At 60.8% G+C, this 25,186-nt stretch carries 27 protein-coding genes and 3 tRNA genes; 13 read left to right on the top strand and 17 right to left on the bottom strand.

Annotated elements, in window-relative coordinates:
• Positions 1-50: 50 nt before the first annotated feature.
• The gene (locus M5J06_RS06150; RefSeq protein WP_250224210.1) at positions 51-1,211 is read right to left on the bottom strand and encodes a cystathionine gamma-synthase; all 1,161 of its coding nucleotides are present in this window, start codon (positions 1,209-1,211) and stop codon (positions 51-53) included.
• Positions 1,212-1,326: 115 nt separating this feature from the next.
• Between M5J06_RS06150 and M5J06_RS06145 the strand changes: the two genes are divergently transcribed.
• Both M5J06_RS06145 and M5J06_RS06140 read left to right on the top strand, forming a co-directional pair.
• Entirely contained in the window at positions 1,327-2,328 is a 1,002-nt protein-coding gene (locus M5J06_RS06145; RefSeq protein WP_250224209.1) for a mechanosensitive ion channel family protein, read from the top strand.
• A gap of 2 nt (positions 2,329-2,330) precedes the next feature.
• A complete protein-coding gene (locus M5J06_RS06140; protein WP_367615194.1) occupies positions 2,331-2,720 on the top strand; it encodes a globin in 390 nt (129 codons plus the stop codon).
• Here the strand turns inward: M5J06_RS06140 and ald are convergent.
• The 6 genes from ald to M5J06_RS06110 form a co-directional block, all read right to left on the bottom strand.
• Complete coding sequence (ald, locus tag M5J06_RS06135; RefSeq protein ID WP_250224208.1) at positions 2,717-3,799, bottom strand: alanine dehydrogenase; 1,083 nt, start codon at positions 3,797-3,799, stop codon at positions 2,717-2,719. The two genes, M5J06_RS06140 and ald, sit on opposite strands and share 4 nt — an antisense overlap.
• A gap of 153 nt (positions 3,800-3,952) precedes the next feature.
• Entirely contained in the window at positions 3,953-4,609 is a 657-nt protein-coding gene (locus M5J06_RS06130) for a DUF8185 domain-containing protein (protein ID WP_250224207.1), read from the bottom strand.
• A 15-nt stretch (positions 4,610-4,624) separates the two neighbouring features.
• Positions 4,625-5,083: an acyl-CoA thioesterase gene (locus tag M5J06_RS06125; protein ID WP_070531521.1), complete on the bottom strand. Its 459-nt coding sequence runs from the start codon at positions 5,081-5,083 to the stop codon at positions 4,625-4,627.
• A gap of 48 nt (positions 5,084-5,131) precedes the next feature.
• Complete coding sequence (ettA, locus tag M5J06_RS06120; protein ID WP_070522290.1) at positions 5,132-6,802, bottom strand: energy-dependent translational throttle protein EttA; 1,671 nt, start codon at positions 6,800-6,802, stop codon at positions 5,132-5,134.
• Positions 6,803-6,882: 80 nt separating this feature from the next.
• Positions 6,883-7,473 carry a single-stranded DNA-binding protein gene (locus M5J06_RS06115; protein WP_250224206.1) on the bottom strand — a complete coding sequence of 197 codons (591 nt, stop codon included), beginning with the start codon at positions 7,471-7,473 and terminating at the stop codon, positions 6,883-6,885.
• Between the two features lie 206 nt (positions 7,474-7,679).
• Positions 7,680-9,752 (bottom strand): bifunctional copper resistance protein CopD/cytochrome c oxidase assembly protein, encoded by a 2,073-nt coding sequence (locus M5J06_RS06110; protein ID WP_070563726.1) that lies wholly within the window; start codon positions 9,750-9,752, stop codon positions 7,680-7,682.
• A 76-nt stretch (positions 9,753-9,828) separates the two neighbouring features.
• Between M5J06_RS06110 and M5J06_RS06105 the strand changes: the two genes are divergently transcribed.
• The 3 genes from M5J06_RS06105 to M5J06_RS06095 all read left to right on the top strand — a co-directional run bounded on the left by M5J06_RS06105 (position 9,829) and on the right by M5J06_RS06095 (position 11,583).
• Positions 9,829-10,761: a LysR family transcriptional regulator gene (locus tag M5J06_RS06105; protein ID WP_250224205.1), complete on the top strand. Its 933-nt coding sequence runs from the start codon at positions 9,829-9,831 to the stop codon at positions 10,759-10,761.
• Between the two features lie 39 nt (positions 10,762-10,800).
• Positions 10,801-10,874, top strand: a tRNA-Arg gene (locus tag M5J06_RS06100).
• Between the two features lie 76 nt (positions 10,875-10,950).
• Complete coding sequence (locus tag M5J06_RS06095) at positions 10,951-11,583, top strand: hypothetical protein (RefSeq protein ID WP_070531532.1); 633 nt, start codon at positions 10,951-10,953, stop codon at positions 11,581-11,583.
• Positions 11,584-11,605: 22 nt separating this feature from the next.
• On the opposite strand, the gene M5J06_RS06090 is transcribed toward M5J06_RS06095, so the two are convergent.
• Positions 11,606-11,791 (bottom strand): PspC domain-containing protein, encoded by a 186-nt coding sequence (locus M5J06_RS06090; RefSeq protein ID WP_010191177.1) that lies wholly within the window; start codon positions 11,789-11,791, stop codon positions 11,606-11,608.
• A gap of 128 nt (positions 11,792-11,919) precedes the next feature.
• On the opposite strand from M5J06_RS06090, the gene cmrA reads away from it, so the two are divergent.
• Positions 11,920-12,732 (top strand): mycolate reductase, encoded by an 813-nt coding sequence (gene cmrA, locus M5J06_RS06085; protein WP_070531534.1) that lies wholly within the window; start codon positions 11,920-11,922, stop codon positions 12,730-12,732.
• 44 nt (positions 12,733-12,776) lie between these two features.
• On the opposite strand, the gene M5J06_RS06080 is transcribed toward cmrA, so the two are convergent.
• Positions 12,777-14,321, bottom strand: coding sequence for an alanine/glycine:cation symporter family protein (locus M5J06_RS06080; RefSeq protein WP_070561394.1), 1,545 nt, complete (start codon positions 14,319-14,321; stop codon positions 12,777-12,779).
• A gap of 272 nt (positions 14,322-14,593) precedes the next feature.
• On the opposite strand from M5J06_RS06080, the gene orn reads away from it, so the two are divergent.
• The 4 genes from orn (at position 14,594) to M5J06_RS06060 (ending at position 16,939) form a co-directional block, all read left to right on the top strand.
• Positions 14,594-15,226, top strand: coding sequence for an oligoribonuclease (gene orn / locus M5J06_RS06075; RefSeq protein WP_101735729.1), 633 nt, complete (start codon positions 14,594-14,596; stop codon positions 15,224-15,226).
• Positions 15,227-15,275: 49 nt separating this feature from the next.
• Positions 15,276-15,348, top strand: a tRNA-His gene (locus M5J06_RS06070).
• 157 nt (positions 15,349-15,505) lie between these two features.
• Complete coding sequence (locus M5J06_RS06065) at positions 15,506-16,366, top strand: siderophore-interacting protein (protein ID WP_070561396.1); 861 nt, start codon at positions 15,506-15,508, stop codon at positions 16,364-16,366.
• Between the two features lie 27 nt (positions 16,367-16,393).
• Entirely contained in the window at positions 16,394-16,939 is a 546-nt protein-coding gene (locus M5J06_RS06060) for a DNA-3-methyladenine glycosylase (RefSeq protein WP_154762199.1), read from the top strand.
• A gap of 13 nt (positions 16,940-16,952) precedes the next feature.
• Here the strand turns inward: M5J06_RS06060 and M5J06_RS06055 are convergent, their stop codons facing one another.
• Positions 16,953-18,149 carry a L,D-transpeptidase gene (locus M5J06_RS06055; RefSeq protein ID WP_210384644.1) on the bottom strand — a complete coding sequence of 399 codons (1,197 nt, stop codon included), beginning with the start codon at positions 18,147-18,149 and terminating at the stop codon, positions 16,953-16,955.
• Between the two features lie 318 nt (positions 18,150-18,467).
• On the opposite strand from M5J06_RS06055, the gene M5J06_RS06050 reads away from it, so the two are divergent.
• Positions 18,468-18,540 (top strand) — tRNA-Lys (locus M5J06_RS06050).
• Between the two features lie 43 nt (positions 18,541-18,583).
• On the opposite strand, the gene M5J06_RS06045 is transcribed toward M5J06_RS06050, so the two are convergent.
• The 5 genes from M5J06_RS06045 to M5J06_RS06025 all read right to left on the bottom strand — a co-directional run bounded on the left by M5J06_RS06045 (position 18,584) and on the right by M5J06_RS06025 (position 22,664).
• Positions 18,584-19,087, bottom strand: coding sequence for a 2'-5' RNA ligase (locus M5J06_RS06045; RefSeq protein ID WP_070561406.1), 504 nt, complete (start codon positions 19,085-19,087; stop codon positions 18,584-18,586).
• Positions 19,088-19,098: 11 nt separating this feature from the next.
• Positions 19,099-19,860, bottom strand: a complete 762-nt coding sequence (locus M5J06_RS06040; RefSeq protein ID WP_250224204.1) for an ABC transporter ATP-binding protein — start codon at positions 19,858-19,860, stop codon at positions 19,099-19,101.
• On the bottom strand, positions 19,851-20,966 hold the full coding sequence (locus M5J06_RS06035; protein WP_154762459.1) for a FecCD family ABC transporter permease: 1,116 nt from the start codon (positions 20,964-20,966) through the stop codon (positions 19,851-19,853). Before M5J06_RS06035 ends, M5J06_RS06040 begins: the two co-directional genes overlap by 10 nt.
• A 2-nt stretch (positions 20,967-20,968) precedes the next feature.
• Positions 20,969-22,117, bottom strand: coding sequence for an ABC transporter substrate-binding protein (locus M5J06_RS06030; protein ID WP_070561410.1), 1,149 nt, complete (start codon positions 22,115-22,117; stop codon positions 20,969-20,971).
• A 268-nt stretch (positions 22,118-22,385) separates the two neighbouring features.
• Positions 22,386-22,664: a DUF3618 domain-containing protein gene (locus tag M5J06_RS06025; RefSeq protein WP_010191207.1), complete on the bottom strand. Its 279-nt coding sequence runs from the start codon at positions 22,662-22,664 to the stop codon at positions 22,386-22,388.
• A 187-nt stretch (positions 22,665-22,851) separates the two neighbouring features.
• On the opposite strand from M5J06_RS06025, the gene bcp reads away from it, so the two are divergent.
• Entirely contained in the window at positions 22,852-23,322 is a 471-nt protein-coding gene (gene bcp / locus M5J06_RS06020; RefSeq protein ID WP_070525341.1) for a thioredoxin-dependent thiol peroxidase, read from the top strand.
• Positions 23,323-23,325: 3 nt separating this feature from the next.
• Entirely contained in the window at positions 23,326-23,964 is a 639-nt protein-coding gene (locus M5J06_RS06015; protein WP_070729986.1) for a TetR family transcriptional regulator, read from the top strand.
• 35 nt (positions 23,965-23,999) lie between these two features.
• Here M5J06_RS06015 and acpS read toward each other — a convergent pair whose 3' ends face one another.
• Together acpS and M5J06_RS06005 are read right to left on the bottom strand one after the other, a co-directional pair.
• Complete coding sequence (acpS, locus tag M5J06_RS06010) at positions 24,000-24,422, bottom strand: holo-ACP synthase AcpS (protein ID WP_250224203.1); 423 nt, start codon at positions 24,420-24,422, stop codon at positions 24,000-24,002.
• Between the two features lie 10 nt (positions 24,423-24,432).
• Complete coding sequence (locus tag M5J06_RS06005) at positions 24,433-25,185, bottom strand: ATP-binding cassette domain-containing protein (protein WP_250224202.1); 753 nt, start codon at positions 25,183-25,185, stop codon at positions 24,433-24,435.
• Position 25,186: the final 1 nt, after the last annotated feature.

Raw genomic sequence — 25,186 nt, 5'->3', positions numbered from 1 at the left:
TCACACACAGCGAAAGCGCCGAGGCTCAAAACCTTGGCGCTTCGGCGGTTTTAGTGAAGGGCGTCGAGGGCCTGCTCCAGGTCCGCGAGCAAGTCATCGATGGACTCGATGCCCACCGAGATGCGCACGAGGTCCGCCGGTGGCACGAGCTCGGAGCCCTCAGCGGAAATGTGCGTCATGTTCTGCGGGTGCTCAATGAGGGACTCGACACCGCCGAGGGACTCAGCCAGCGAGATGAGCTTGGTGTTGAGACAAATCTGGCGGGCGTGCTCCTCGCTGTGGAAGCGCACGGACATCATCCCGCCGAAGCCACGCATCTGCTTCTTAGCCAACTCGTGGCCCGGATGCGAGGGCAGACCCGGGTAGAGAACCTGCTTGACCTCCGGGCGGGATTCCAAGAACTCGGCCACGGCCTGCGCATTGGAACAGTGGCGGTCCATCCGCACTTCAAGGGTTTTGATGCCGCGGGCGGTGAGGTAGGCGTCGAAAGGCGAGGACACCGCGCCGACGTTGCCCTGGAAATACAGCAGGCGCTCATCCATCTCCGCGGAGTTGGTCACAACCGCACCGCCCAGCACATCCGAGTGGCCGCCCAGGTACTTCGTGGTGGAGTGCAGGACGTGGTCCGCGCCCAGCTCCAAAGGATTCTGCAGGTAGGGCGTGGCAAAGGTGTTGTCGACGACAATCTGAACGTCGCCAGCCGCCTTAACAACCTCAGAGACTGCGGCGATATCCGTGATCGTCGTCGCTGGGTTGGTTGGGGTCTCCAACCAAATGAGCTTGGTGTTCTCTTTCAACGCCGCCTCCACCGCCGCGGTATCGGCGGTATTGACGATGGACAGCTCGATGCCCCACTCGCCGTAGTCATGATGCAGGAGGCGGTACATGCCGCCATAGGCATCGTTGCCGAGGATGACGTGGTCACCTGGACGAACAAGAATCCGAATGAGGGTATCGACGGCCGCCATGCCCGTGGCGAAACAGCGCGCATACTCGGCATTCTCCAGCGCCGCGAGGGTCTTCTCCAGAGAATGAACGGTGGGGTTAGCCACTCGCCCGTACTCATAGCCGCCGCGCAACTGCGCGAGGCCGTCCTGTTGGTAGGTCGTGGAGGCGTAGATCGGTACGTTGATGGATCCCATGTAGGGATCCGGCTGGTAACCGGCATGGATTGAACGAGAGGAAAAGCCAAGGGTGCGGTTGTCAGTCATGAGGCACAATTCTAGACCAAGCTGTTCAGTCGCGGGAAAGACAAGCTTTTTATATTCAGCTCTCTTCCCTACCATCGGTAAGCGTCAGTTGTGAGCGATAGCAGAAAGGACACACGTGACCAGACCAACCGCATACCTAAGCGCTTCCTCCGAGCCAACCGACGGGGCTGTCGACGCAGTCACCCGCTGGTGGCAAACAGAAAACATGCAGTCCTGGCTCATCGACAAACCCATCGGCATCGCGCTCATCCTCATCGTCGCCATCATCGGCAGCTGGCTGCTGCGCCGACTCATCACCAAGCTGGCTGATAACAGCATCAAGAAGGGCAAGCTCAGCTCGCCGCTCTCCCCGCGCAAAGCGCACCGAACAACCGACAAAGTCCTCGAGCAAACACAGGAGGCTCGGCGCACCTCCCGCATCCAGACCCTCGCCGGCGTTGGACGCTCCGCGGTTGCCATATTCGTCTGGGTCTGGGCAGCGCTCGCTATCTTGGACAAGCTCGGAGTCAACGTCGCCCCGCTCGTAGCCTCAGCCGGCGTGGTTGGTGTCGCCCTTGGTTTCGGCGCCCAAGCGCTGGTCAAGGACTTCCTGTCCGGCATCTTCATGCTCATGGAAGACCAGTACGGCATCGGTGACACCATCGACCTCGGAAACGGGGTCTTCGGCGACGTGGAGTCAATTTCCCTACGTATTACCACGGTCCGCGATATCGATGGCGCGCTATGGTACGTCCGCAACGGCGAAATCTTGCAGGTGGCCAACCATTCCGACCGCTACTCCGTCGCCCGCGTGCAAGTCCCCATCGCACTGAGTAACGACCCCACCCGCGCAGTCGAAGTCATCACCTCCGCAGCAGAGGACGCCGCCCGCGACCCCGAAATCAAGGGCTTCATCCTGGCCAAACCTACGGTCAATGGCATGTCCGGTTTGGAAGTTGACCACATGTCCTACCGCGTTTCCGTCAAGACGCTACCGGGCAAACAATGGGACGTGCAGCGCGCGATGCAGGCGAAAATCCTCACCGCCATGCATACGGAAGGAATTACCACGCCCTACCCGCGAGGGATGGCTATCTTTGATTTGGAAGAACCCAGCCTGACGCGAAAGGAAGATTAGGCGTGCAACCAACGAGCGTGTACGAAGCCGTCGGTGGAATGGAGACTTTTGAGAAACTCGTCGGTGGTTTCTATGCACAGGTGCGCGACGATGATCTCATCGGGCCGATGTACCCGCAGCAGGATTGGGAGGGCGCGGAAAAACGTCTGACCTGGTTCCTCGTGCAGTACTGGGGCGGACCCCAGCTCTTCTCAGAGAATCGCGGTCACCCGCGCCTGCGCATGCGCCACGCGCCCTACCCCATCGACATAGCTGCTCATGATCGCTGGCTCGAGCTCATGGGCAATTCCTTGGCGCAGATCGACGAGGAGACCATCCCGCCGGCCTACCGTGCGATGATTTGGGACCATATGGAGCGAGTAGCGGCGATGCTCATCAACCGCGCACCCTAAAGCCCGAAGGCGTCCTTTACTGGCTGAGACACCAGCTCTCCCCCGCGGGTCATCAGGCCATTAGCCAAGCCCGGGAAGCGCTCGACTGCGCCGTCGAAGCCGCCGGCAGCCAGGGCGCGCATGTACGGCAACGTGGCCGAGCCGAGTGCGCGCGCGGAGGTGTTCGCCACCGCGCCCGGCATGTTGGCAACACAGTAGAAGAGGGTGTCGTGCACCTTGAAGGTGGGCTCATCGTGCGAGGTCTTGTGGGAGTTCTCGAAGCAGCCGCCTTGGTCAATGGCAACGTCGACAAGCACGGCGCCCTTCTTCATGCGCTTGACCACGTCCTCCCGAACCAACTTCGGGGCAGCAGCGCCGGGGACGAGGACGGCGCCGATGACGAGGTCGGCGGCGAGAAGCTCCGCTTCCAGCGTGGCAGGGTCCGACACCAGGGTGCGCACGCCGCCCTGGTACTGCTCATCGAAGCGCTGCAGGACGTGTGGGTCAAGGTCAAGCACCGTGACTTCCGCGCGCAGGCCGTGCGCCATAGCCACCGCGGACGCGCCAACCTGGCCGCCGCCGATGACCACCACTCGCGCCGGTTGGGTGCCCGGCACGCCGGAGACCAGCAAGCCACGCCCACCCTGCGTGGACAACAGATGGTGAGTTCCCTCAATGACGGCGAGGCGCCCAGCCACCTGGGACATCGGTGTCAAAAGCGGCAGGGTGCCGCGGGCATCGGTAACGGTCTCATAAGCCACGGCGGTGGTTCCGGCCTCAACGAGGGCGTCCGTCAACGGACGGTCCGCCGCCAGGTGGAGGTAAGTGAAGAGCAGCAGATCCTCGCGCAGATAGCCATATTCCGCCTCGAGCGGTTCTTTGACCTTGACCACCATGTCCGCCGCCCAGGCCTCCTTAGCGGTGGCGACGATGGTCGCGCCCACAGCTTGATACTCGGAGTCCGGGAAAGAAGCGCCTTCTCCGGCCCCAGTTTCCACTAGAACCTCATGGCCGTCTTTGATGAGTGCGTGCGCAGCGCTCGGGGTAAGAGCGACGCGGTTCTCGTTGTTCATGATTTCTTTGGGTGCCGCAATACGCATCGTGCGAGCCATCTCCTTTTATTGAAGAAACTGAATTCGACCCCTTAATGGTAACGCAAATCACGCTGCGTTGAGGGCGTAGAAACCACACAGTTTTTCTTCCGCGGTGCTGCGCCCCGCCGCGGACTCTGCGGTGGCGAGGCTGGAGACGTTTTAGAACAAAGACAGCCGCGTGGAGTGATAAACACTGCCGAAGGGCGCGTCGAGGCGCACCCATCGGCCCTTGCCCGCCACGCGCAGGTGGCGGGGGATAGTGAGTGACGCAGCAAAGCCCGGGATGAGACCCAAACTCGTGCAGGCGAAGATCATCCGCATAGGAATCTCTACTTGGGTCTCCGCGCTCTCCACGGTGAGCACGGTTTGATTCAACAGGCTTTTCGGAGGTCCCATCGGACCAGAGAATTGCCGAGCTAGCTGCCGACCTTTATCCGCTAAGTCACGGACGACGTCGACAGGCAATGAATCAATCTCTCGGAACCCCTGTGCCGGCGGCAAGGCCCCCGGCCATGAGGGATCGCGCGCGGGGCCTAGGTCAAGGACGGCCGCCCCGTCCTCCTCAAGGAGGTGATCGGGGGTGCGGAGGGCGTCGAGAAGCGCCTGCGCCGACACCACTGCCCCATCGCGGCCTACGACGCCTTCACAGCGCCGCGCTACGACGACGTCGAAGGGGGTCGTGACAAAAACCTCAACGTGGGTGGCGTCGTATTGACGCAAGCGCACCGTCGCTGAGGCATCCAGCCCCGTCGCACGAGCGAGGAGGGCCTGCAGCCCCACCCCGCCGTTGTGCAATGTCAGGGATTCACTCTCCATAATTGCGCTGGCCGCCTACTGCTCGTCCAACTCGACGACAGCATTTTCCAGGATGATGGTGCGCTCCTGCTCAGAAACCTCTCGCGGCATCTGGGTATCTGGATCAATGGTGACCTGCACACAGTCGATGACGCAGGCCACCTGGCCCTGCGCGTCCTTGATTTTCTGGCGAGTGGTAAACGACGTAGTTCCAAGGCGCACCACCGTGGTCTCCACTGTCACCGTGCCGTGCCGTCCATCCCACTTGATGGGGCGAACATAGTCCGCGTCGATGTGGCGAACAAAAGCCACCATGTTTAGGCCACGTGAATAGAAGTGGTGCATGGCAAAGGCCAAGCGCGCCTCCTGTGCCAGCTCGATAAAGTTGGCGTTCATCATGTGGCCGTACATGTCGAAATCCGACCAACGCACTCCCACGGTGAGCTCGTGGACGTTGTCCTTAGTCTCCTCCGACACAACATTCTGAGCGGGCATTCCAGAATCCTTCCGAAGATTTCCTTTGAGTGTTAGGGCTGAGCGGCCCTAGCGGCTGAGCTTGCGGTGGGTAACGCGAGACGGACGGGCGGCGTCCTCACCGAGGCGCTCCACCTTGTTCTTCTCGTAATCGCCGAAGTTACCCTCGAACCAGAACCACTGGCCTTCCGCGACGTTGCCTTCCCAGGCCAGGATGTGGGTACAGGTGCGGTCGAGGAACCAGCGATCGTGGGAAATAACCACGGCACAGCCGGGGAACTTTTCCAGCGCGTTTTCCAGGGAGCCCAGGGTTTCCACGTCCAAGTCGTTGGTCGGCTCATCGAGGAGGATCAAGTTGCCGCCCTCTTTGAGGGTCAGGGCCAGGTTCAGGCGGTTGCGCTCACCACCGGAAAGAACCTTAGACGGCTTCTGCTGGTCCGGGCCCTTAAAACCGAATGCGGAGAGGTAGGCGCGGGACGGCATCTCGTTCTGGCCAACGTGGATGTAGTCCAGCCCATCGGAGACGACCTCCCACACGGTGGCCTCTGGATCAATGTTTTCGCGTCCCTGGTCAACGTAGGAAAGCTTGACGGTCTCGCCGACGGTGACAGAACCGGAATCCGGCTCTTCCAGGCCCACGATGGTCTTGAACAGGGTGGACTTACCCACACCGTTCGGGCCGATAACACCGACGATGCCGTTGCGCGGCAGGGTGAAGGACAGGTCCTTAATAAGGACGCGACCATCGAAGCCCTTGGTCAGGTCCTTGACCTCCACAACCTTGTTGCCCAGGCGCGGCGGGGTCGGAATCTGAATCTCCTCGAAGTCGAGCTTCTTGTACTGCTCGGCTTCTGCAGCCATCTCCTCGTAGCGCTGAAGACGGGCCTTGTTCTTGGCCTGGCGCGCCTTCGCACCGGAACGAACCCACGCGAGTTCTTCCTTGAGGCGCTTCTGCAGCTTCTTGTCCTTAGCACCAGCAACTTCGAGGCGCTCTGCCTTCTTCTCCAGGTAAGTGGAGTAGTTGCCCTCGTAGGGGTAGAGCTTGCCGCGATCAACCTCACAGATCCAGCCCGCGACGTGGTCGAGGAAGTAGCGGTCGTGGGTCACGGCCAGGACGGCGCCCGGGTAGGACTCGAGGTGCTTCTCCAGCCACTGGACGGACTCGGCGTCGAGGTGGTTAGTGGGCTCGTCGAGCAGCAGGAGGTCCGGCTCACTCAGCAGCAGCTTGGCCAGCGCGACGCGGCGGCGCTCACCACCGGACAGGTTAGTCACCGGGTCATCAGACGGCGGGCAGCGCAGTGCCTCCATGGCCTGCTCGATCTTGGAGTCAACCTCCCACGCATCCGCGTGGTCGAGCTCCTCCTGCAGCTTGCCCATTTCTTCCATGAGCTCGTCGGAGTAGTTGGTGGCCATCTCTTCCGCGATCTCCTCGAAGCGCTGCTTCTTCTGGAAAATCTCCCCGAGGCCTTCTTCGACGTTCTCGCGGACCGTCTTCTCCTCATTGAGCGGCGGCTCCTGGAGGAGGATGCCGACCGTCTTGCCCGGGTCAATGAAAGCCTCGCCGTTGGAAGGCTGATCGAGGCCGGCCATAATTTTCAGGATCGAGGACTTACCTGCACCGTTGGGGCCCACGACGCCAATCTTGGCGCCCGGGTAGAAAGCCATAGTGACATTGTCCAAAATAACCTTGTCACCGATGGCCTTACGCACGTTTTTCATCGTGTAGATGAATTCGCCCATGTTTCACCCTTTACTTCTGTCAGGATTGGTCAATAACAGTACAAAGAGTACATCACATGGGCGGTGGTAGTCCCCCGTCCTTAGGCCATAGCTTCTTCTGGCGCCGGTTCTCGGTGAGGTTCGGTCGCACTCTGCGCTTGCTGACGATCCGCCGCAGTATCCTGCGGGGTATCTCCCGACTGCAGAGCAGCCGGCAATGCCTCATCCTCCGCAGTACTCGGCGGTGCCGTGTAATCCACATCCGGTACTGGCGGATTCTCCCCCAGCCAGAGGGCTTCGCTGCCCTCCTCACCATAGGAGGTACCAATCTTGGTGGAGGTAATGCAGAAGCGGTTGAGGTCAAGGCCCACGTGGGCGATCTTGATATAGGTCCTAGAGCGCTTTGCCCCGTTCTTATCCTCCCACCGGTCCGTGACAATGGAGCCCATAACAAAGACCGGCATGCCCTTAAACAGGGACTTCTTAACGTTGATGGCGCACTGACCCCACACCTCACCGTCGATATAGTTAAGGTCCAGCTCCCGCCACACAGTCTTGCCTTCGTCATCCTTTTCCGGAACGCTGCGCGAGGAAGCAAAGCGGAGGCGGGCCTTGTACATGGTTTCGCTGATTTTGGTCAGGTGGGGGTCGTGAGTCAGGCGCCCCGTGAGTGAAATTGGGTATTGAGACATTACGTGATTCCTTTGCTGTTTGTGGCTGGTGCTCTTTTTCAATGCGAGGAAGCGATGCGCCTCCCTTACCTCGCATCATCGCCACCGATCAGCGCGCCCGCAATGGCCTCACCGCGAACCTGTGGATAACTTGTTGAAAGCATCAACAACATATCCGTTTCGCCCGGTAAGGACTCCTTTTCACGCACCCAGGGTGCGCACTCCCGCTAGTGCTGGCGGAAGGTGGAATCATCCCCTTCGCTCATCTGCTTGAGCATGGCGTTATAGCTTTCCAAATCAGCATCACCGTCAATATCCGCCTTAGCATCATGGCGCCGAGCGGTGGCACGATCCTCCCGCAGCCAGTCGAGGAAGAGCGAACCAAACACAATCACCAGCGGGAATTGGCCGAAGCCCCAGGAAATACCGCCGCCGGTTCGTTGGTCCGTGACAAAGTCCGGGTGCCACGGCAAGCTCAAGGACTCATAGAAGTCCAAGCCCAGAATGACTTGCATCTGCATGAGGTAGACGCCAGCAAAAAGGTGCAGGGGCATCGACACGAAGAGGATGAGCAGGCGAATGCCCGTCGGCGCGCGCCACGGCAACGGGTCCGGGCCAATAACCTCCCAGTAGTAGATGTAGCCAGAGATCAGGAAGACCCAGTTCATGATCACGTGCCCAGCGTGTTCCGAAATGGCGAGCTCATAAAAGTTCGGGAAAAGATAGAGCACGTAGAGGAAAGCCAGGAACTGCACAACGTTGACCGCTGGATGCGTAAGAATGCGCAAGGTACGAGCCTTGGTGAGGGCGACGGCAGCGTCGTGAAGCGTGGGCTTGCCCGGCTCCCCAGGCTCAAAAGCTTCCATCACTAAGGTCACCGGAGCGCCCAGCACAAGGCACAGCGGGACTGCCATGGACAGAATCATGTGCACCAACATGTGCATGGAGTACAGCGCCGGCATATACAAGCCGATGCCATTGCTCATGATCAGCGTCATGCCCAGCGCTCCCACTAGGAACCACGCAGTGCGTCCTGCCGACCACGTCAGCCCGCGGCGCTTGAGGCGCCACAGCGCGTACAGGTAGAAGCCGGCCAGCACGATCCCCAGCGAGCCAAACATGAGATCAAAGCGGAACATGGTCCACACGTTGGTGGCGGTGGGGGCGTCGAAAAGCTCATAGCCCAGCAGGATCTGCATGGCATTGAGATTCGGGTCCCGCGGCGGCGGGGGCGGCGTACGGCCCATCGAGATGGCCACGCCAACGGTCGCCGCCATGATGAGAACCTCAACCACAGCCACCCTGATAAACAGGCGCGGCGAACTCTTCAAGTGAGGGATGGTGACCCGTCGGTGCACGAAGCCGATGGCCGCCAACACCACGGTGAGCACCGCTTTGCTCAGCACCAACAGGCCGTATCGAGTAGTGAACAGATCCCCGAACTCAACGCGAATCAGCGCATTAACTACGCCTGTAGCTGCCAGCCCCACGATGGAGAACAAAGCGACCGTGGAATAGCGACGCACCGCCACACCCATATCTGGGCCAAGGCGGCGGCCATGGGCGATGAGCCCCATGAGTCCACCGACCCAGAGCATGATGAAGAACAGGTGCAGCAGCAGCGAGTTCGTACCGTAGTCATGATCGCCGCCGGAAGCCGAGTGGCCCTCCATCCCGAGAGGCACCGTCAGCAACAATGACAAGAAAAACGTTCCGACCTGGCCCGCCCACGTGCGTGCGACAAAACCAGATACGGCAACAACCACTGCGATAGCTGCGGTGAGCAGCCAGACTTGCGACGCCGCGATCTGCCCCACTGCCATGCCCATCAGCTCTGGGTTGAGAACCTTGGCCAACGGGGTGCCGGTGAGATCCGACATGACGAGAGGGACCTCTAATAAAGACACCACCGCGGCGCCCACCGCCGCCCATGCGCCGGTCCGCGCTGCGATGTGCCCATCGACGGTGAGCGTGGCCTTGATGAGACGCTCGTTGTCCTTATCCGGTACCGCCGGGTAGATAAAGAAGGCGCTCGACATAAAGGAGCCGATAGAAAGCGCCATGAGCATCCACGCGATAGCGCGGAAGAAGGGCAGGCCGAACGTTGTCATACGCCCTGGGTCGGGGATGCCTAGGGCGGCGAGCGAGTCCGCAAGAAAGAACAGAGAAATGATTCCGCCCACGAGGCCCGCGAAGACGACGAAAGAAAGATTCAACAAGCGGGAAGGCTGCGCTCCCGACGTCGAGCGCGCCGCCCCCCGAAAGCGCTGTGAGCTGGGAGTTTCTTTCTCAGTGTGCATGGTGGGCAGTCTACCGTCACGGAGGTTCTCTTACCTAAAAAGTAGTTTTTTCTAAGCTTTCGGGTAGTCTGCTCTTATGGACTCTCGCCAGCTTCACCATTTTCGGTCCGTTGTGGACCACGGTTCATTCACGCAAGCTGCGGAAGCACTGCAGCTCACGCAACCTTCTTTAAGCCTGACCGTGCGCAAACTTGAAAAGGATCTCAACGTGAAGCTGCTCTCCCGCGGGCGCGGTGGAGTCCGAACCACAGAGGCCGGAGATTACCTCTATGGCGTCGCTACCTCGATAGATTCCCTTCTTACCACCGCCACCACGCGCCTTGCCGAAATTGCATCCGGCAGCGCGGGCTCTGTGACGTTATGCTCCGCCCCTGAGTTCAACTGGCTTTATATGCCAGAGATTCTGTGCCGCATGCGCCAACGTGCACCGGAGGTAAGTGTTTCCTTAAAGGACTTAGAACCAACCGGCACGATGAGAGAGGTCCTAGATGGCTCAGCGGAGTTGGGAATCCTCCTCACCACTAACCCACAGCGCTTCCACCAAGACTACGGCGCGCAGCTCACCATTGACTGCGCCGCAGAAATGGAGGTGCGCGCCGCGCTCCCTGAGAGGCTTAAAGGCTTGCCCGACCCCGTGCGGTTGACCGACCTGAGCGCTGAGACCTGGCTCTTGCCGCCGCGCTGGCCGGAACTCAGCGGTTTGCCGGAAGCAATGGATCAGGTGTGGGCTAAGTCGGCATTAAGCAAGCCCGTCACGGTCCAAGAAGTTCCCACGTTGCAGACGGGGTTGCCACTCGTGGCGGGCGACTACGGCATCAGCCTCCTGCCGCACACCGCGCAGACTTTGGGCCAGCGGGGAATCCACTTCCGGCGAATCGCGGAAGCCCTCCCGACCGTGCAGGCGCTCGTCATCCACCGCGCGGACCATGCGCTGAGCCCAGCGGCGCGCACGCTTAACGACGTCCTCCTCAACGCCAACGCCGAGCCAACGCCAGCGGTAGCCCGATAATCGGACTACACGCCCCAGTGCGTTATGATGGCGCGGTACGCCTCCATAGCTCAGTGGATTAGAGCAGTGGGTTTCTACCCCATGTGTCGCGGGTTCGAATCCTGCTGGGGGCACGCAGGTCAGGGCCACTTTTTGGGGTTTTATTAAGCCTCGGAAAGTGGCCTTTGGGCACAATTTGGACACACTTTTATGGACATCACCCTCGCGACTTTTGACCACGCTCCACAATCCGCGCTGCGCGGAATGCGCTTCAGCAATGCCTGGGGGACGTCACCAAGCTATGCGGAGTCACGCCGCGGAGTGCTCACCGGGCAGTACCCGCAGCGCGGAGCCACAACGCGCATCACGGACATTTTTGCGGCAGCTGGCTTCGAGGTTCGGGAGGATACCCGCCCCGCATCGTCACGGGTCTTTCGGCTTCTTGAGCAACCAGACCCCCACGTGTTGGATGATCTCGATGGCGTCGTAGCGGTGTGTTCCCTGCAGGAGGATAAGGCCGCGATGTCTCTCCTGTGGCCCGGGGTTGCAGAGTCCGGGGAGTGCACTGAGCTTGTCTCCCCGCTCGACCTAGCTCCTACCCTCGCGGCGATCGCGGGGCTTGATGTGCGCCCCAACGCGCCCTTGTCATTCGACGGGCTCAATTTGGTGCCGGTCCTCCGCTATGGCGCTTCCGGGCACGGGGCTCTCTTCTTCGACTACGGCGTACGCATGCAGGACGCCACGCTTGTCGACGGCACCGCAACCCCACCCAGCGCCCTGCCGCGTCTGCGTGATGAGTGGGAAACGTGGAAGCGCTTCATGGCGATGGGCCCGCTGCAGTAATTTGTAGAAACTAAACTACCGATTACTCCACTGGAATGACGACCCAGAGGATGAGGTAGAGCAGAATTCCTGAGAAGCCCAGCAGCGTGGCAACAACGAAGAGGATTCGCACCAAGGTCGGGTCGAGGTTGTAGGTCTGTGCGATGCCGCCGCACACGCCTCCGAGCATCGTGTCAGTTGTGGAACGGGTCAAACGTTGGTTGTTCATGATGTCTCCTTTCACTGTCCATTATCCAGAGTTGGGCCGAAGGGTTCATCGGTGTTTACCCTGATTTAGACCCTGATTGCTCTACGCTGGGTGGAAACTTCCCACCCTGAGAGAAAGGACGCCGTTTCATGGCTCACTCCCCCGGGCTGCCCGCCCCTACCCGCTCCTCGTATGCGCTGCTGACCGGCGCTAGCCAGGGCATTGGCGCTGCGATGGCCAAGGACCTAGCCGCCCGTGGCTACAACGTCATTCTCGTTGCCCGCCGCGAAGACGTCCTTGAATCTATCGCCGCGGACCTGCGCTCGCGCCACGAGGTGGACGCCATCGCGCTGGCAGCGGACCTCTCCGAGGCCGCAGACGTGAACCGCGTCATCGAGTTCATGGCGGGCAAGGAAATCTCCATCATCGTCAACTCGGCGGGCATCGCCAGCTTTGGCAAGTTCATGGAGCAGGACTGGGATTATGAAACCCGGCAGTTCGACCTCAATGCAAAGGCCGTTCACCGCCTGACGCGCGCCGCCCTTGAGCAGATGCTGCCGCGACGCAGCGGCGCTATCTGCAACGTGGGATCGGCCGCGGGCAACGTCTCCATCCCGAACAACGCCACCTACGTGTTCACCAAGGCAGGTGTTAACGCGTTCACGGAGGCCCTGCACTACGAGCTCAAGGGCTCCGGCGTAACCTGCACGCTGCTTGCCCCCGGCCCGGTGCGCGATGCCGTCATCCCCGAAGAAGAGCAATCCATCGTGGACAAGGTAGTCCCGGATTTCTTGTGGACCACCTATGAGTCCTGCTCCGAAGAGACCCTGGAGGCCATGGCCCGCAACCAGCGCCGCGTGGTTCCTGGGCCGCTATCAAAAGCAATGAACGCGTTGGGCAAGATTGTGCCCACCCCAATTGCTGCACCGCTTATCGGCAGCTTCTATTCCAAGATGGCCTAGGACATAAAAATGCCCGCTCTCCCCCGTGGAGAGCGGGCATTGCTTTACTTGCCTTGGAGCGGCGATTGCTCCGCGATAGCCTTCTGAGCGGCCTCCTCCCGGGCGAGCTTGCGCTCTACCCAGAACTCGGCGTTCTTGATGCCCAACGCTTCTGGGTCAAATTGCGGGTCCTTGCCAGCTGCCTTCTGTGCGCTGTAATCCTTGAGGCACTTGAGGGCCGGGACCTGGAGGAAGAGGATGGCGATGATGTTGAGCCACGCGGTCGCGCCAACGCCGATATCGCCCAGCGCCCAGGCAGCACCCGGAGTCGTCGTTGCGCCAACAACCACGGACACCACGAGGAGAATGCGCAGGAGCCACACCAACGCGCGGCGGGCGGTCTTGTTGCTAATCCAGCGGTTGAAATAGGTCAGGTTGACCTCCGCCATGTAGTAGTACGCCAGAACGGTGGTAAAGGCGAAGAAGGCAATAGCGATGGCAATGAAGCTCGGGCCGAAACCTGCCAACAGGGTGTCCAGACCGTGCTGGACAAAGCCCGGACCGACCTCGACCCCATCCGGGATTGCACCGGCGTAGCGCACTGGGCCATCCTCCGACTCGCCTTCGAAGACCTTGTACATGTCGGTAGAGATGATGATGAATGCGGTAGCAGAGCACACGAAGAGGGTGTCAATGTAGACCGCGAAGGCCTGCACGAAGCCCTGCTTGGCTGGGTGGGATACCTCCGCAGCTGCGGCAGATTGTGGGCCGGTACCTTGGCCTGCCTCGTTGGAGTAGATACCGCGCTTCACGCCCCACATGATGGCCGAGCCCAATAGGCCGGAGAAAGCCTGCTCCGCGCCGAAAGCGGACTTAAAGATCATGCCGAAGACCTCGGGGATCTGGTTGAAGTTCATGATCAGGATGATGATGGCAAAAAGGATATAGGCGCCGGCCATGAACGGGACCACGAGGGAGGCGAAGTTAGCGATGCGCTTCACGCCACCAATAATGATGATGGCGAGAATTCCGCCCAGAATCACGGCAGACCAACCGACCTCAACACCCCAAGCGTTCTGTACGGCCGCAGCCACGCCGTTAGCCTGAATGCCGGGCAGGAAGTAGCTGGTGGCAAGGATCATCGCAATAGCGAAGACGATTCCATAGACCACCATGAAAGGACCGGCCTTGGTGTGCTTATAGGCCTTCTCGATGTAATAAGCCGGACCACCGCGGTATTCGTCGGTGTCTTGGTCCTTCTCCTTATAAACCTGCGCCAAGGTACATTCCACGAAAGAGGTTGCGGAACCCAGCAGAGCCACCGCCCACATCCAGAACACGGCACCTGGGCCGCCGAAAGCGATGGCGGTTGCAACGCCCGAAATGTTTCCCACGCCAACGCGGCCCGCCAGGGAAATCATCAGCGATTGGAAGGACGAGACACCTGAATCGGAGCTTTCGCCGTCCTTCAGCTGCTTAATCATGTCCGGAATGCAGCGCACCTGTAAGAACTTGGTGGCCAGGGTGAAATAAATTCCCGCGCCGAGGCACAGGAAGACTAATGCTGGTGACCAAATTAATGAGTTGAGAGTGTCAAGAAAGGCTGACATCGGTAGGTTTCCGTCCTTCGATATATGTGAGTGCCATCACTTTAAAGGCTGACCTAATAATGTCCCATCTCCCAAGGGTTTGGTGAGAGAAATCATGAAAAAGTTCAAGAAGCCCTCGACACTGCCCCTCAATGTCAACCAGAAAACCCCAGCACACCTCGAATAAAAAGGCACCTCCCACAACGAGACCTCTCCTCACCCCCATCTACCCCCATCTCAGCCGACTAGGGCACCTCCCAAACCATGACCGAAGAGAAACTATGGTGGAAGCCATGAGTGATATCCCCGCCAAAAATGACCGCCTCGTCTGGATCGACTTGGAGATGACCGGACTTGAACCGCAGCGCCACGTAATCGTGGAAGTCGCCGCCGTCATCACGGACGCCGAATTAAACATCCTCGACGAGGGCCTCGACCTCGTCGTGCACGCTACAGAGGAAGAACTGGCGGAGATGGATGACTTCGTCACCGAGATGCATGCGAAGTCCGGTCTCGACAAGGAAATCCGGGAATCCACGATCACAATCGAAGAGGCAGAGGAGGCGGTACTGAAGCTCGTCGAGAAGCACTGCGACACCAACCACCCTGCTCCCCTTGCAGGCAATTCCATCGCCACGGACCGCACCTTCATTCGCGAATACATGCCGCGCCTGGACGCCGCGCTGCACTACCGAATGATTGACGTTTCCACGATTAAGGAACTAGCACGCCGCTGGCACCCGCGGGCATACTACAACCAGCCACAAAAGGGCATGGCACACCGAGCCCTGCAAGACATTATTGAGTCCATTCGAGAGCTCGACTTCTACCGCCGCAGCGTATTCCGCACGGACGACGGCCCCTCCACCGCGGAAGCGGAGGATCTTAAGGCTGCCACTACCGATGATTACCAGGCGTTTTTGTAAATTCAACGAGGTGAGTTAACCTGTATCTCGTTGCTTTCAGGCAACGATGGTGGCTGTAGTTCAGCTGGTAGAGCACCAGGTTGTGATCCTGGGTGTCGCGGGTTCGAGCCCCGTCAGCCACCCCGAATGTGCCCCGCGTCCTGTTCCGGCAGGACGCGGGGTAATTTTTTATGCCCACCAACCTTAAGCATGTTAGCCTTACCTAAACTTAGGGCATGTGGGCTTCTGTCCTCACAGAAGATCTAAGCTCATGAAGAGATAGCAAGGATAGTGATAACAATGGCTGACCAGGGCAAAGAGGCAGCGCCGAAGCGCAAACCCCGCAAGGCACATGAAGCGACCGTAACTGGCCGCCGCCAAGTATCTCCAGACCTGGTTCGGTTACACATGAACTCTCCAGCATTCATAGGCAAAGAGCTGGAGTTTACAGATCACTACATCAAGCTGTTGTTCGTGCCAGAGGGCGCCGATTACTCTTGGCCTTTTGATATTCAGCAGATTCGCGCAGAGCAACCGCGCGATAAGCAGCCGATTCTCCGCACCTACACCCTGATCAACGTGAACTCAGAAACCGGGGATTTTGACATCGATTTTGTGTCCCACGGTGATTCCGGCCTGGCTGGCCCCTGGGCACGCAGAGCCGAGGTTGGAGAGAAGCTCGGTTTCCTCGGCCCTGGTGGCGCGTGGGGACCAACCGAAGACTATGAGCACTTTGTGTTCGCCGGCGACGAGTCTGCAGCACCGGCTATCAGCGCTGGCTTGAAGCGGCTTCCCGACGGCGCGACTGCGACTGCATATATCGAGATCGAAGCCGAAGACCGCACGTTTGAACTGCCCACCCGCGATGGCGTGGAAATCACCTGGGTAGTCCGCAATGGCGCTACCCACGGTACTGAGCTATCCCGTGTGGTCCGCGCGGCTGGTATCCCCCAGGAGAAGAAAACCGGATGGTTCATCCACGGAGTCGCCGAAATGATCAAAGAGCTTCGTCGCTTCCTTTTCGTTGAATCAGGGATTCCCAAGGAAGACGTTTCTATCTCTGGCTACTGGCGTATCGGAATGACTGAGGACCAGTGGCAATCCTCCAAGCGTAATTTCAACGCAGAGATTGAGGCCGAGGAAGAACGAGCTAAGGCCTAACGTTTGTTTTCACGTTAGACTGCGGCAATGATCGATTTCACCGACACCGCCGACGTCGTTGCTCCCCAGCTTCTGGGCACGGTGCTCACGCACAACGGCGTTTCGGTGCGCATCACGGAAGTCGAGGCTTACCTCGGCGCAGACGATGAGGCCTCTCACACCTTCAACGGCCGCACCCCGCGCAACGCCGCCATGTTCGGCCCGCCCGGGTGCCTCTATGTCTATGCCTCCTACGGCATCCACCGCAACGGCAACATCGTGTGCGCCCCCGAAGGCACGGGTGAGGGTTGCCTGCTGCGCGGCGGAGAAGTTATCGATGGCATAGAACTTGCCTACCAACGCCGCGGCGATACAGAGTTTCACAACCTCGCGCGCGGCCCCGGCAACTTGGGCAAGGCCTTAGGTTTCCGCCTCGAGGACAACGGCACGCCGGTAGAACTTAGCCCGCGTGCCGAGGAGCCCGAGTGGGTGCGCGGTCCGCGCATTGGCATCTCCAAGAACCAGGACGCCGCCCTGCGGTTTTGGATTCCCTTTGACAAGACAGTGTCTCGACGCCGCGGTCTGCCGCGCTAGTGCTGCCCGGCCGCTACTGATTAGCGGTAGCGTTGCCCGCAGACCAAGAAGCCCAGTCCATGTTCCAATCACCCAGACCATCGAGCGGGCTCAGCACGCCGCCGCCGGTGTTGGAGACCCTCACAATATCGCCGCGCTTGACCGTGTTTTGGAACCACTGAGCAGCCTCAGTAGTCACGTTGATGCAGCCGTGAGACTGGTTGTAGCTACCCATCGCACCGACAGCCCAAGGCGCTGCGTGGACATAGATTCCGGAGTAGGACATCTGGGTTGCCCACTGAACGTCAGTCCTGTAGCCGCCGGCGTCGAGAGCCAGGCCGAAGGTAGTGGAGTCCATAACGAGGGACGGGTACTCGTCACCGATGACATAGGTTCCGTTCGGGGTATCCCACTGGCCATCCCTACCCATCGAGACAGGCAAACGGCGCAGCACTTCACCGTTTTTGAACACCGACATCATCTTCGTGTTGTTGTCGATCAGCGCGATGACGCGGTCACCAATGGTGAAGTTAGTGGAAGCATCCTCGCCGCCGTAGATGCCGCCGCCGAGGTTGCGGCCGTACAGGTCGACATCGACGGTCACTTTCGTGCCGGGTTCCCAGTAGTTTTCCGGGCGCCACCGCACTTCCTGGTTGTTGACCCAGTAGAAAGCACCTTCAACGGCAGGCTCGGTCTTGACTGTGATTGCCTCTTCGGCCGCCTTGCGGTCGGTGACGTAGTTTCCGAATCGCACGCCGATGACCTGGCCAACCCCCACCTCAGAATCCGGTATCGGACTCAAGGCCACTTCGGACACGCCTGCTGCCTGCGGGGTGGTGAAGGTGATGGTTTTATGGGTGCCGTCCTTGTCCGTGGCGTCGATGGTGTAGGTGCGGTTATACCCCAGCACTTCGGCGCTCTTCCACGTCTTCGAATCAGATGACAGCTCATCGTCCACTTCGATGCCGGCTTCGTTGGTCATTGTCACCGACTTAAGCCCGGCCGGGGACGTAACCTCAACCGGCTTGGAGGGATCTACGTCGCTCGCACCATCCTTGACGGAAAACTTCAGCTGCTTCGCCTTGGCGGCTGCCGACGCCGATGCTTCCGCCGAAGCGCTCGCTTTGACGTCAGCCTCCGATTGGGCAGTGGCCGGACCGGAATCCGCGGCACCACCAATGGTGCAGGCGGTTAAGAGTGAAGCGGTCGCAACGATACTCGAGAGAAGCATTGCGGGACGTGCGGAAGGGAATAGAGAATGCACACAAACCCCTAGCTCATAGAAAGACACAGACAATAATAAGAGTGCACATAGACTAACCGCACACGCACCCTACGAACCAGTTAGCGCCACCGCTCTTAACCGTTTCGTTACCCACCCGTCAGACTTCCACACCCGCGACTCTTTGAGAGAAGCATTTAGCCATGGCATTAATCGCGGAAAACACCCATTTACCTGGCGATTTTACCTTTTTACGAAGAGGGTGTTAAAGTTACATCTCGTTGCACGGCAGGCACTGAGGAAATCAGAGCCGGTCAGAGACACCAAGCGCCATTAGCTCAATTGGCAGAGCAACTGACTCTTAATCAGTGGGTTCGGGGTTCAAGTCCCTGATGGCGCACAGTTTAAGCCCCTCACCCCCGTGGTGAGGGGCTTTTCCGATCCTAGCCCAAGACCTCGAGCTGCTGCGTTTTGGGGCGCCACCACGCGGCCTGCGCCGCCGTGAATTCCTTGTGCTCAAAGGTCGAGATTTCATCGAGCGCCCGCATATACTCCGGCACCATCGCTCGCGGCAGCCGCAGCCCCATCGTCAGGTGCGGGGTCCACCGCGGGCCCCTCCCCTCCGGGTTCGAGGCACTGAGGCGGCGCGCGGCGGATTCCAGCTCATCCGTGGTTTCTAAAAGCCACGCCACGGTCTGTTTACTCTTCGTCCCAAAGACCACCGTGCCCACGCGGCGAAAGGCCGCGGGCAGAAGCGGCGGGAGCAGGTTGCGGGCCTCGTCGACGACTGCGGTCTCGAGCGCCGGCGCGAACGTCACCGTAATGTGCGGGCGCTGGTGCTGCACCGGAAAGCCACGCTGAGCCAGGGCAGCATAGACGTCCCGGATGGTGTTTTCATCCTCCGGGGTGAGGTATAACAGGAGGTTCTCGGGCGAATTTCGGCTCACACGGCCCGAGTCTAACTAACCTCCCGCAGCGCCACGACGGGTTGCCCGCGGTGGTCCAGCACATCCGTCTCTACGCCGTAGACCTCGCGCAAGAGCTCCTCCGTGAGCACCTCCCCCGGCGCGCCATGGGCGCAGGCCTTGCCACCATGGAGCACGACGAGCTGGTCGCACATCCGGGCGGCCAGGTTGATGTCATGAATCGCCACCAACGCGAGGCTTCCTTCCTCCCGAGCTTTTGCCCGCACGCGGCCCAAGACGAAGAGCTGCCGGTTGAGGTCGAGGGCGGAGGTGGGTTCGTCGAGAAGCATGAGCCCAGGGGTCCCCACCAGCATCTGCGCCACGGCGACGAGCTGGCGTTGGCCGCCGGAGAGCTCGTTGAGGTAGCGCTGCGCAATGTCGTCGAGCCCCATGGAGTGCAGGACCGCGGCGGTGCGGGTGATTGGGTCCTCGCACGCTTCGCGCCGCGCTGCAATCAGCACCGCCTCAAACGCGCGCAGCGCCGCGGTGTGTGGCAGGCCCTGCGGCACATAGCCGATGAGCTGGCGGCGCCGCTGTCCGCGCGGGCTCTGGCCGTCGACGCGAAAGTCCACCGTGCCGCCCCGCGCGCGGTGCACACCGGCGAGCGTCTTGATAGTGGTGGTCTTGCCGGACGCGTTCGGCCCCAGCAGCCCCACGACCTGCCCACCGCGCTGGGTGGGAAGGCTCAGCCCGTCCACCACCGTGCGCGAGCCATAGCCGGCAGATAGATCGGTGATGGTGAGTTCTACGTCCACAATGCCCTCCTCCGAGTCATGACGATGGCGATGAAGAACGGCACGCCCAGAAGCGAGGTGACGATGCCGATGGGGATGGCCAGCCCGGGCTTAATCAGGAGGCTTAGCGCGTGGGCGGCGCACATCACCGCCGCGCCTGCGGCCATGGAGGCCGGCACGAAGTAACGCTGGTCCTCACCCACCAACATGCGCGCGATGTGCGGGCCCACCAGGCCGATAAAACCGATGATGCCGGCGAAAGCCACGGTGGTGGCCGCGACGAGCGAGACCACGACGAGAACAATCACGCGTAGGCGGGAGGTGTTGATACCGAGGGCGGTGGCGCGGGCGTCACCAAGCCGCAGCGCCGTTAGCCGCCACGACAGCGCTCCCAGGATGGGCAACGCCACCGCAAGCACGCCGGCCAGCACGGCGTTGGCCTGCCAGCTAGCGCGGGTGAGCGAACCCATGGACCAGAAAACGATCTGTTGGAGAGCCTCGCTGGAAGAGCGGTATTGAATGAGCGCCAGCATGGCCTGGAAGAAGAAGACGAGGCCGATGCCGAGCAGCACCATCGTCTCGGACTTCGCACCGCGAATAACGGCGGCAACGACGATGATGGCTGTGGCCAGCGCCGCCGACAGCCACGCGATGAGTGCGAGGTTGAACTGCGGTTGGGCCAGAAGCTGCCAACGCAACACGATGGCGCTGGCTCCGCCGAAGGCAGCCGCCGCGGAGATGCCGAGGGTAAAGGGCTCCGCCAGCGGATTATCCAGGATGGTCTGCATCTGCGCGCCAGCCAGTGACAGGCTGGCGCCGATAAGCAGCGCCATGACGGCCATAGGCAGGCGCAGGCTCCACAGGACTGTACGCGTTTGCTTGTCGACGCCTCCCGGATCCACCATCCCCCGCAGCACCTGCCCCGGGGTGAGGTCGATGGCGCCAACGATCACGCTAAGAACGAATGCGGCGAGCGCTACGACGATAAGCCCAGCGACGATGGCGATGCGGCGGCGGGTCACGCGGGAGTGCTCGCGTGCGAGGGCCTCCACGGGAAGCACCGCGGTTTCTGCGTGCGTGGTCCGTTCAGGGCTTGCCGAGCGCGCGGTTGAGGTGAGAATGCTCATGACTAGTTGGTGCTGAAGAAGGTTCCGTCGCCGGGGACGGGCGAGTATTTCTCTTGGGCTTCGGCCCATTCTTTCTGAACGTTGACGTCTGCGTAGTCCTCTGGGTGGAGCCACGCGGCGATCTGAAGGAGTGCCAGGTAGTTGAAGGGCGAGTTGTAGAACTGGTGCCACAGGCCGTGGAGGTTGTGCTCCTTGACGGCAGAAAGATCCTCAAAACCAGGTTGGACGCCGGCCAGCGAAGCGGCGCTCTCGTGGGCATCCTTTTCGCTGATGCCATAGCCGGCGGCAGCGAAGCCGGTGTGGCCCTTTGCGTTATCCACTTTGGCGGACCAGTCGCCGCCGGTGGCAATGATCATGTCGGGATTGGCGTCGATGACCTTCTCCGGGGTCAGCGCGCCGGACTCACCCTCGATGATGCCGTCTGCCACGTTCTTTCCACCGGCGACGTTGACCAGCTCAGAAATGTTGGAGTCATTCCACGAGCCGCAGCAATCGGAGACACCCGCTGCGCGCCACACGAAGGTGGAGGGCTTGTCCTGCGCTTTCGTGGCGCGCTCGGTTACCAGATCCACGTTCTTTTGCCAGTCCGCGATGAACTCCTCCGCGCGGTCCTCGTGGCCGAAGATATCGGCGAAGATTTCCATGGTGGGAATGGTGTTCTCCAAGGGCTTGGCGCGGAAGTCCGTGACGGCATAGGTCAGGCCGGCCTGATCCAGCTTGTCGGTGAGCCCAGCGGTCTGGGAGGCCTCGTACTGATCCTTGGAGAGCACGATGAGGTCCGGGTCGAGGCTGATGAGCTCCTCCACAGTGACATCGCCCTTGGTGAAGCCGCCGATTTCCGGCAGCTCGTTGACTTTGGGCGTGGTCTTTTCCAACTCGCGGTAGTAGTCGGGCACATTCTGCTTCAGGTCCGATCCGATGGCCACGACCTTGTCCAGCGGGTCTTCCTTGTTGAGGATGCCGGTGGCAAAGACGCTGCGGCCTTCTCCCAGGATGACGCGTTCCGGCGCGTGGTCCAGCTCCACCTGGCGGCCGGCAAGGTCTGTGAAACTCACAGCGGCAGTCCCCTGCGCTCCCGTGGCCTGCTCGCTGCCGGCATCGGCATTGTCGGAGGCACAGCCCGCCAGCGCGCTGGCCAGCGCCGCCACCATGGCGCACGCCCCTACTACTCGCCCGGCGCGCGGACGGGATGCCTGGCCTGCAGGCGTCGATACGTGAAGCACGATTTCTCCTTCAAACTTTGGTCTTATGGTCTGTTCGGAGGTTCATACTACACAGACAGGTAAGGCTACCCAAAGCCTGCATAAGGTAGGCAATGCTTCCAGTAACGCATACGGAGCACAAAAATGCCCCACCCCGGGGTATTTCCCAAGGCAGGGCCTCTAGGTATGCAGTCGCGCCCAACGGCGCTAACCGGCTCTAGCGACGCTCAGCGAGCAGGCGCTGCAGTTCCTTGATATCGGACTTGCGGCGCTTGGAGCGGAAAACGGAGAAAGCGATAAGGCCTACGACGGCTGCACCAACGCCGGCGAGCGCCATCTGCACATTGCGCTCCTGCAGCTTCTGGGTTGCCGCGCCCTTAGCGTCCTCGACGAAGTTCTGCGGCTTGCTGCGATCAGCCAGCTCATCCAAGGTGCTAGCCAGCTGACGGCGGGTGCGCTCGATGTCGCGCTGGATATCATCAATGTTGCGTGCCACGTGAATCTCCTGAATTTGGCTTCGTTCGGTGTTGTTGCGGTTAGTGTATTTCTAACCGTTGTGGTTCTAACGTCGACATTCTACATTGACCGCCAGCTCCCCTGCAGAGTTGGCCAACGTTTGTTTCACCCTCGGTGGCGTAGATTCGCCAGATAGCCTCCCCGTAGGGCACGGTAAGGTAGACAGCATGACTGAAGCACAACGACTGTCCGTAGGAGACAAAGCCCCCGCTTTTTCCCTGAGCGATGATGCCGGCAACACCGTCAGCTTGAGCGACTACGCCGGCCAGCGCGTCGTGGTTTACTTCTACCCGCGCGCCAACACCCCTGGCTGTACGAAGGAAGCCTGCGACTTCCGCGACAGCCTAGAGCAGCTCAATGACATGAACATCGCCGTGGTGGGAATCTCCCCTGACAAGCCCGAGGCACTAGCAAAGTTCCGCGAGGACCATGAGCTCAACTTCCCGTTGCTGTCTGACCCCGACAAGGAAGTCATGACAGCTTATGCCGCTTTCGGCGAGAAGAAGAACTACGGCAAGATCGTCCAAGGCGTTATCCGCTCCACGTTCCTCATCGAGGAAGACGGCACGATCGGCCAAGCCATGTACAACGTCAAGGCCACCGGCCACGTCGCCCGCGTGCTTAAGGGGCTCAACTAAACCGTGGAATCCAGCTCGAAGTCACCGGAGATTCTGGTCCCGAGGCGTCGCCCAGCACAGGCGCGCAGCCGGGCCAAGTATGACCGGATCTTGTCCTGCGCGCGTCAGGCGCTCGTGGACTATGGCTTCGAGTCCTTTACTTTCGACGAGGTCTCGCGCCGCGCGGAAGTGCCGATTGGCACGCTCTACCAGTACTTCGCCAACAAGTACGTGCTGATCTGCGAGCTCGACCGCCAAGATACCGCGGAGATGTTGGCTGAGGTTGAGCGCTTTTCCCAGCGCGTTCCGGCCCTGCAATGGCCGGACTTCCTCGAAGAATTCATCGACCGCATGGCTCGTGTTTGGCGCAACGACCCCTCGCGCCGTGCAGTCTGGCATGCCGTGCAGTCCACACCCGCGACCCGCGCCACGGCCGCCGACACGGAGCTCAGCCTGCTCAAGCCCATCGCGGAAATCATCGAGCCTCTTGCCCAGGGCATGGACGCCGACGCCCGTGTGGAGATCGCCGCCTTCCTCGTCCACACCGTGGTTTCCCTGCTCAACTACAGCACCATGCGCTCCGAGGAAAGCTTTGATGGCGTGGTGGAAGAGATTAAGCGCATGCTCATCGCCTACCTCTTCGCTATTGCCACGAGCGCCTAGCCACACCCAGCGAAGTCAGGTGCGACCAGGCGTGTTTAGCGCGAAAGGTACACAATGGCGGTGGCGTAATCACCATCGTGGCTAATCGACAGCGCCGTGGAGAAATCCCCCAAGGACTCCCGCGTGAGGCGGGCAATCTCACCACGCAACTCGAGTGCTACGCGCCCCCACGCATCCGGGCGGACCTCAATCTCCGCCCAGTCCACGGCTTCCTCTGCGATGACCGGCGGGTGCGCGTAGAGCGCTTGCGACCACGCCTTAATGAAGGCCTCCTTCGCCGCCCAGCGCCCCGCCAGGTGCTGCGCGCGGGCAGCACCGCTCAGCCCCCGGGCCTGCGCCACGCGCAATTCGGAGGCGCTGAAAACCTGCGCGAAGCGCGTGCCGGGAAGCTCCAGCTGCTGGGCAAAGGACGGGATGTGCACCAGGTCGGTGCCCACGCTCACGCCACTTTTTGTCATGCGGGCAAGCTTAGCGTGCCAGCTCCTGCTTGAGCTCCTCCAGCTCGTCGCCGCCCGCCATCCACTGGGTCAGCTCCGGCAACGTGACCTCCTCCTTGGAGGCGTCCAGCGACATCTGCCCCACCGTGAGCACGATGAAGTGATCGCCCACGAAGTAGGCGTGCTGCGGGTTGTGCGTAATGAAGACCACGCCCATGCCGCGTTCGCGGGCGGCGTCGATAAAGCGCAGCACCATGCCCGACTGCTTCACTCCGAGTGCTGCGGTGGGCTCGTCCAGGATGATGTAGCGCGCGCCGAAGTAGATGGCGCGGGCAATCGCCACCACCTGGCGCTGGCCGCCGGAGAGCGCGGAGAGTTCCACGGAGACGTCGCCAAGCTCAATGCCCATTTCGGACAGCTGCTCGTGCGTAATGCGCTTCATCTCTTCCTCACGCAAGCTCCCCAGCGCCCCGGTAAGTTCCTGGCCCAGGAAGAAGTTGCGCCACACCGACAGCGAGGGAACCAGCGCCAAATCCTGGTACACGGTGGCGATACCGGCGTCGAGGGAATCGCGGGGGCTGGTGAAGTTCACCTCTTCCCCATCGACGGTGATGGTGCCACCGGTGGGCTGGTTAAGTCCGGCCAGAATCTTGATCAGCGTGGACTTGCCCGCGCCGTTATCACCCAGCACGCAGGTCACCGCGCCCTCTTTCACAGAAAGGTTGATGCCGCGCAGGGCGTGGAAGTTGCCGAAGGTTTGGGAAATATCGTGCAGCTCAATCATG

The sequence above is a fragment of the Corynebacterium intestinale genome, from assembly GCF_023574125.1.
Lineage (GTDB): Bacteria > Actinomycetota > Actinomycetes > Mycobacteriales > Mycobacteriaceae > Corynebacterium > Corynebacterium hesseae.
This window is presented reverse-complemented; position numbering and strand designations above follow the sequence as displayed.

Coding starts and splice junctions, on each gene's coding strand:
- M5J06_RS06150 (WP_250224210.1), bottom strand. CDS start 1,211: ATGACTGACAACCGCACCCTTGGCTTTTCCTCTCGTTCAATCCATGCC.
- ald (WP_250224208.1), bottom strand. CDS start 3,799: ATGCGTATTGCGGCACCCAAAGAAATCATGAACAACGAGAACCGCGTC.
- M5J06_RS06130 (WP_250224207.1), bottom strand. CDS start 4,609: ATGGAGAGTGAATCCCTGACATTGCACAACGGCGGGGTGGGGCTGCAG.
- M5J06_RS06125 (WP_070531521.1), bottom strand. CDS start 5,083: ATGCCCGCTCAGAATGTTGTGTCGGAGGAGACTAAGGACAACGTCCAC.
- ettA (WP_070522290.1), bottom strand. CDS start 6,802: ATGGGCGAATTCATCTACACGATGAAAAACGTGCGTAAGGCCATCGGT.
- M5J06_RS06115 (WP_250224206.1), bottom strand. CDS start 7,473: ATGTCTCAATACCCAATTTCACTCACGGGGCGCCTGACTCACGACCCC.
- M5J06_RS06110 (WP_070563726.1), bottom strand. CDS start 9,752: ATGCACACTGAGAAAGAAACTCCCAGCTCACAGCGCTTTCGGGGGGCG.
- M5J06_RS06105 (WP_250224205.1), top strand. CDS start 9,829: ATGGACTCTCGCCAGCTTCACCATTTTCGGTCCGTTGTGGACCACGGT.
- M5J06_RS06095 (WP_070531532.1), top strand. CDS start 10,951: ATGGACATCACCCTCGCGACTTTTGACCACGCTCCACAATCCGCGCTG.
- M5J06_RS06090 (WP_010191177.1), bottom strand. CDS start 11,791: ATGAACAACCAACGTTTGACCCGTTCCACAACTGACACGATGCTCGGA.
- cmrA (WP_070531534.1), top strand. CDS start 11,920: ATGGCTCACTCCCCCGGGCTGCCCGCCCCTACCCGCTCCTCGTATGCG.
- M5J06_RS06080 (WP_070561394.1), bottom strand. CDS start 14,321: ATGTCAGCCTTTCTTGACACTCTCAACTCATTAATTTGGTCACCAGCA.
- orn (WP_101735729.1), top strand. CDS start 14,594: ATGAGTGATATCCCCGCCAAAAATGACCGCCTCGTCTGGATCGACTTG.
- M5J06_RS06065 (WP_070561396.1), top strand. CDS start 15,506: ATGGCTGACCAGGGCAAAGAGGCAGCGCCGAAGCGCAAACCCCGCAAG.
- M5J06_RS06060 (WP_154762199.1), top strand. CDS start 16,394: ATGATCGATTTCACCGACACCGCCGACGTCGTTGCTCCCCAGCTTCTG.
- M5J06_RS06055 (WP_210384644.1), bottom strand. CDS start 18,149: ATGCTTCTCTCGAGTATCGTTGCGACCGCTTCACTCTTAACCGCCTGC.
- M5J06_RS06035 (WP_154762459.1), bottom strand. CDS start 20,966: ATGAGCATTCTCACCTCAACCGCGCGCTCGGCAAGCCCTGAACGGACC.
- M5J06_RS06030 (WP_070561410.1), bottom strand. CDS start 22,117: ATGGTGGCGGCGCTGGCCAGCGCGCTGGCGGGCTGTGCCTCCGACAAT.
- bcp (WP_070525341.1), top strand. CDS start 22,852: ATGACTGAAGCACAACGACTGTCCGTAGGAGACAAAGCCCCCGCTTTT.
- acpS (WP_250224203.1), bottom strand. CDS start 24,422: ATGACAAAAAGTGGCGTGAGCGTGGGCACCGACCTGGTGCACATCCCG.
- M5J06_RS06005 (WP_250224202.1), bottom strand. CDS start 25,185: ATGATTGAGCTGCACGATATTTCCCAAACCTTCGGCAACTTCCACGCC.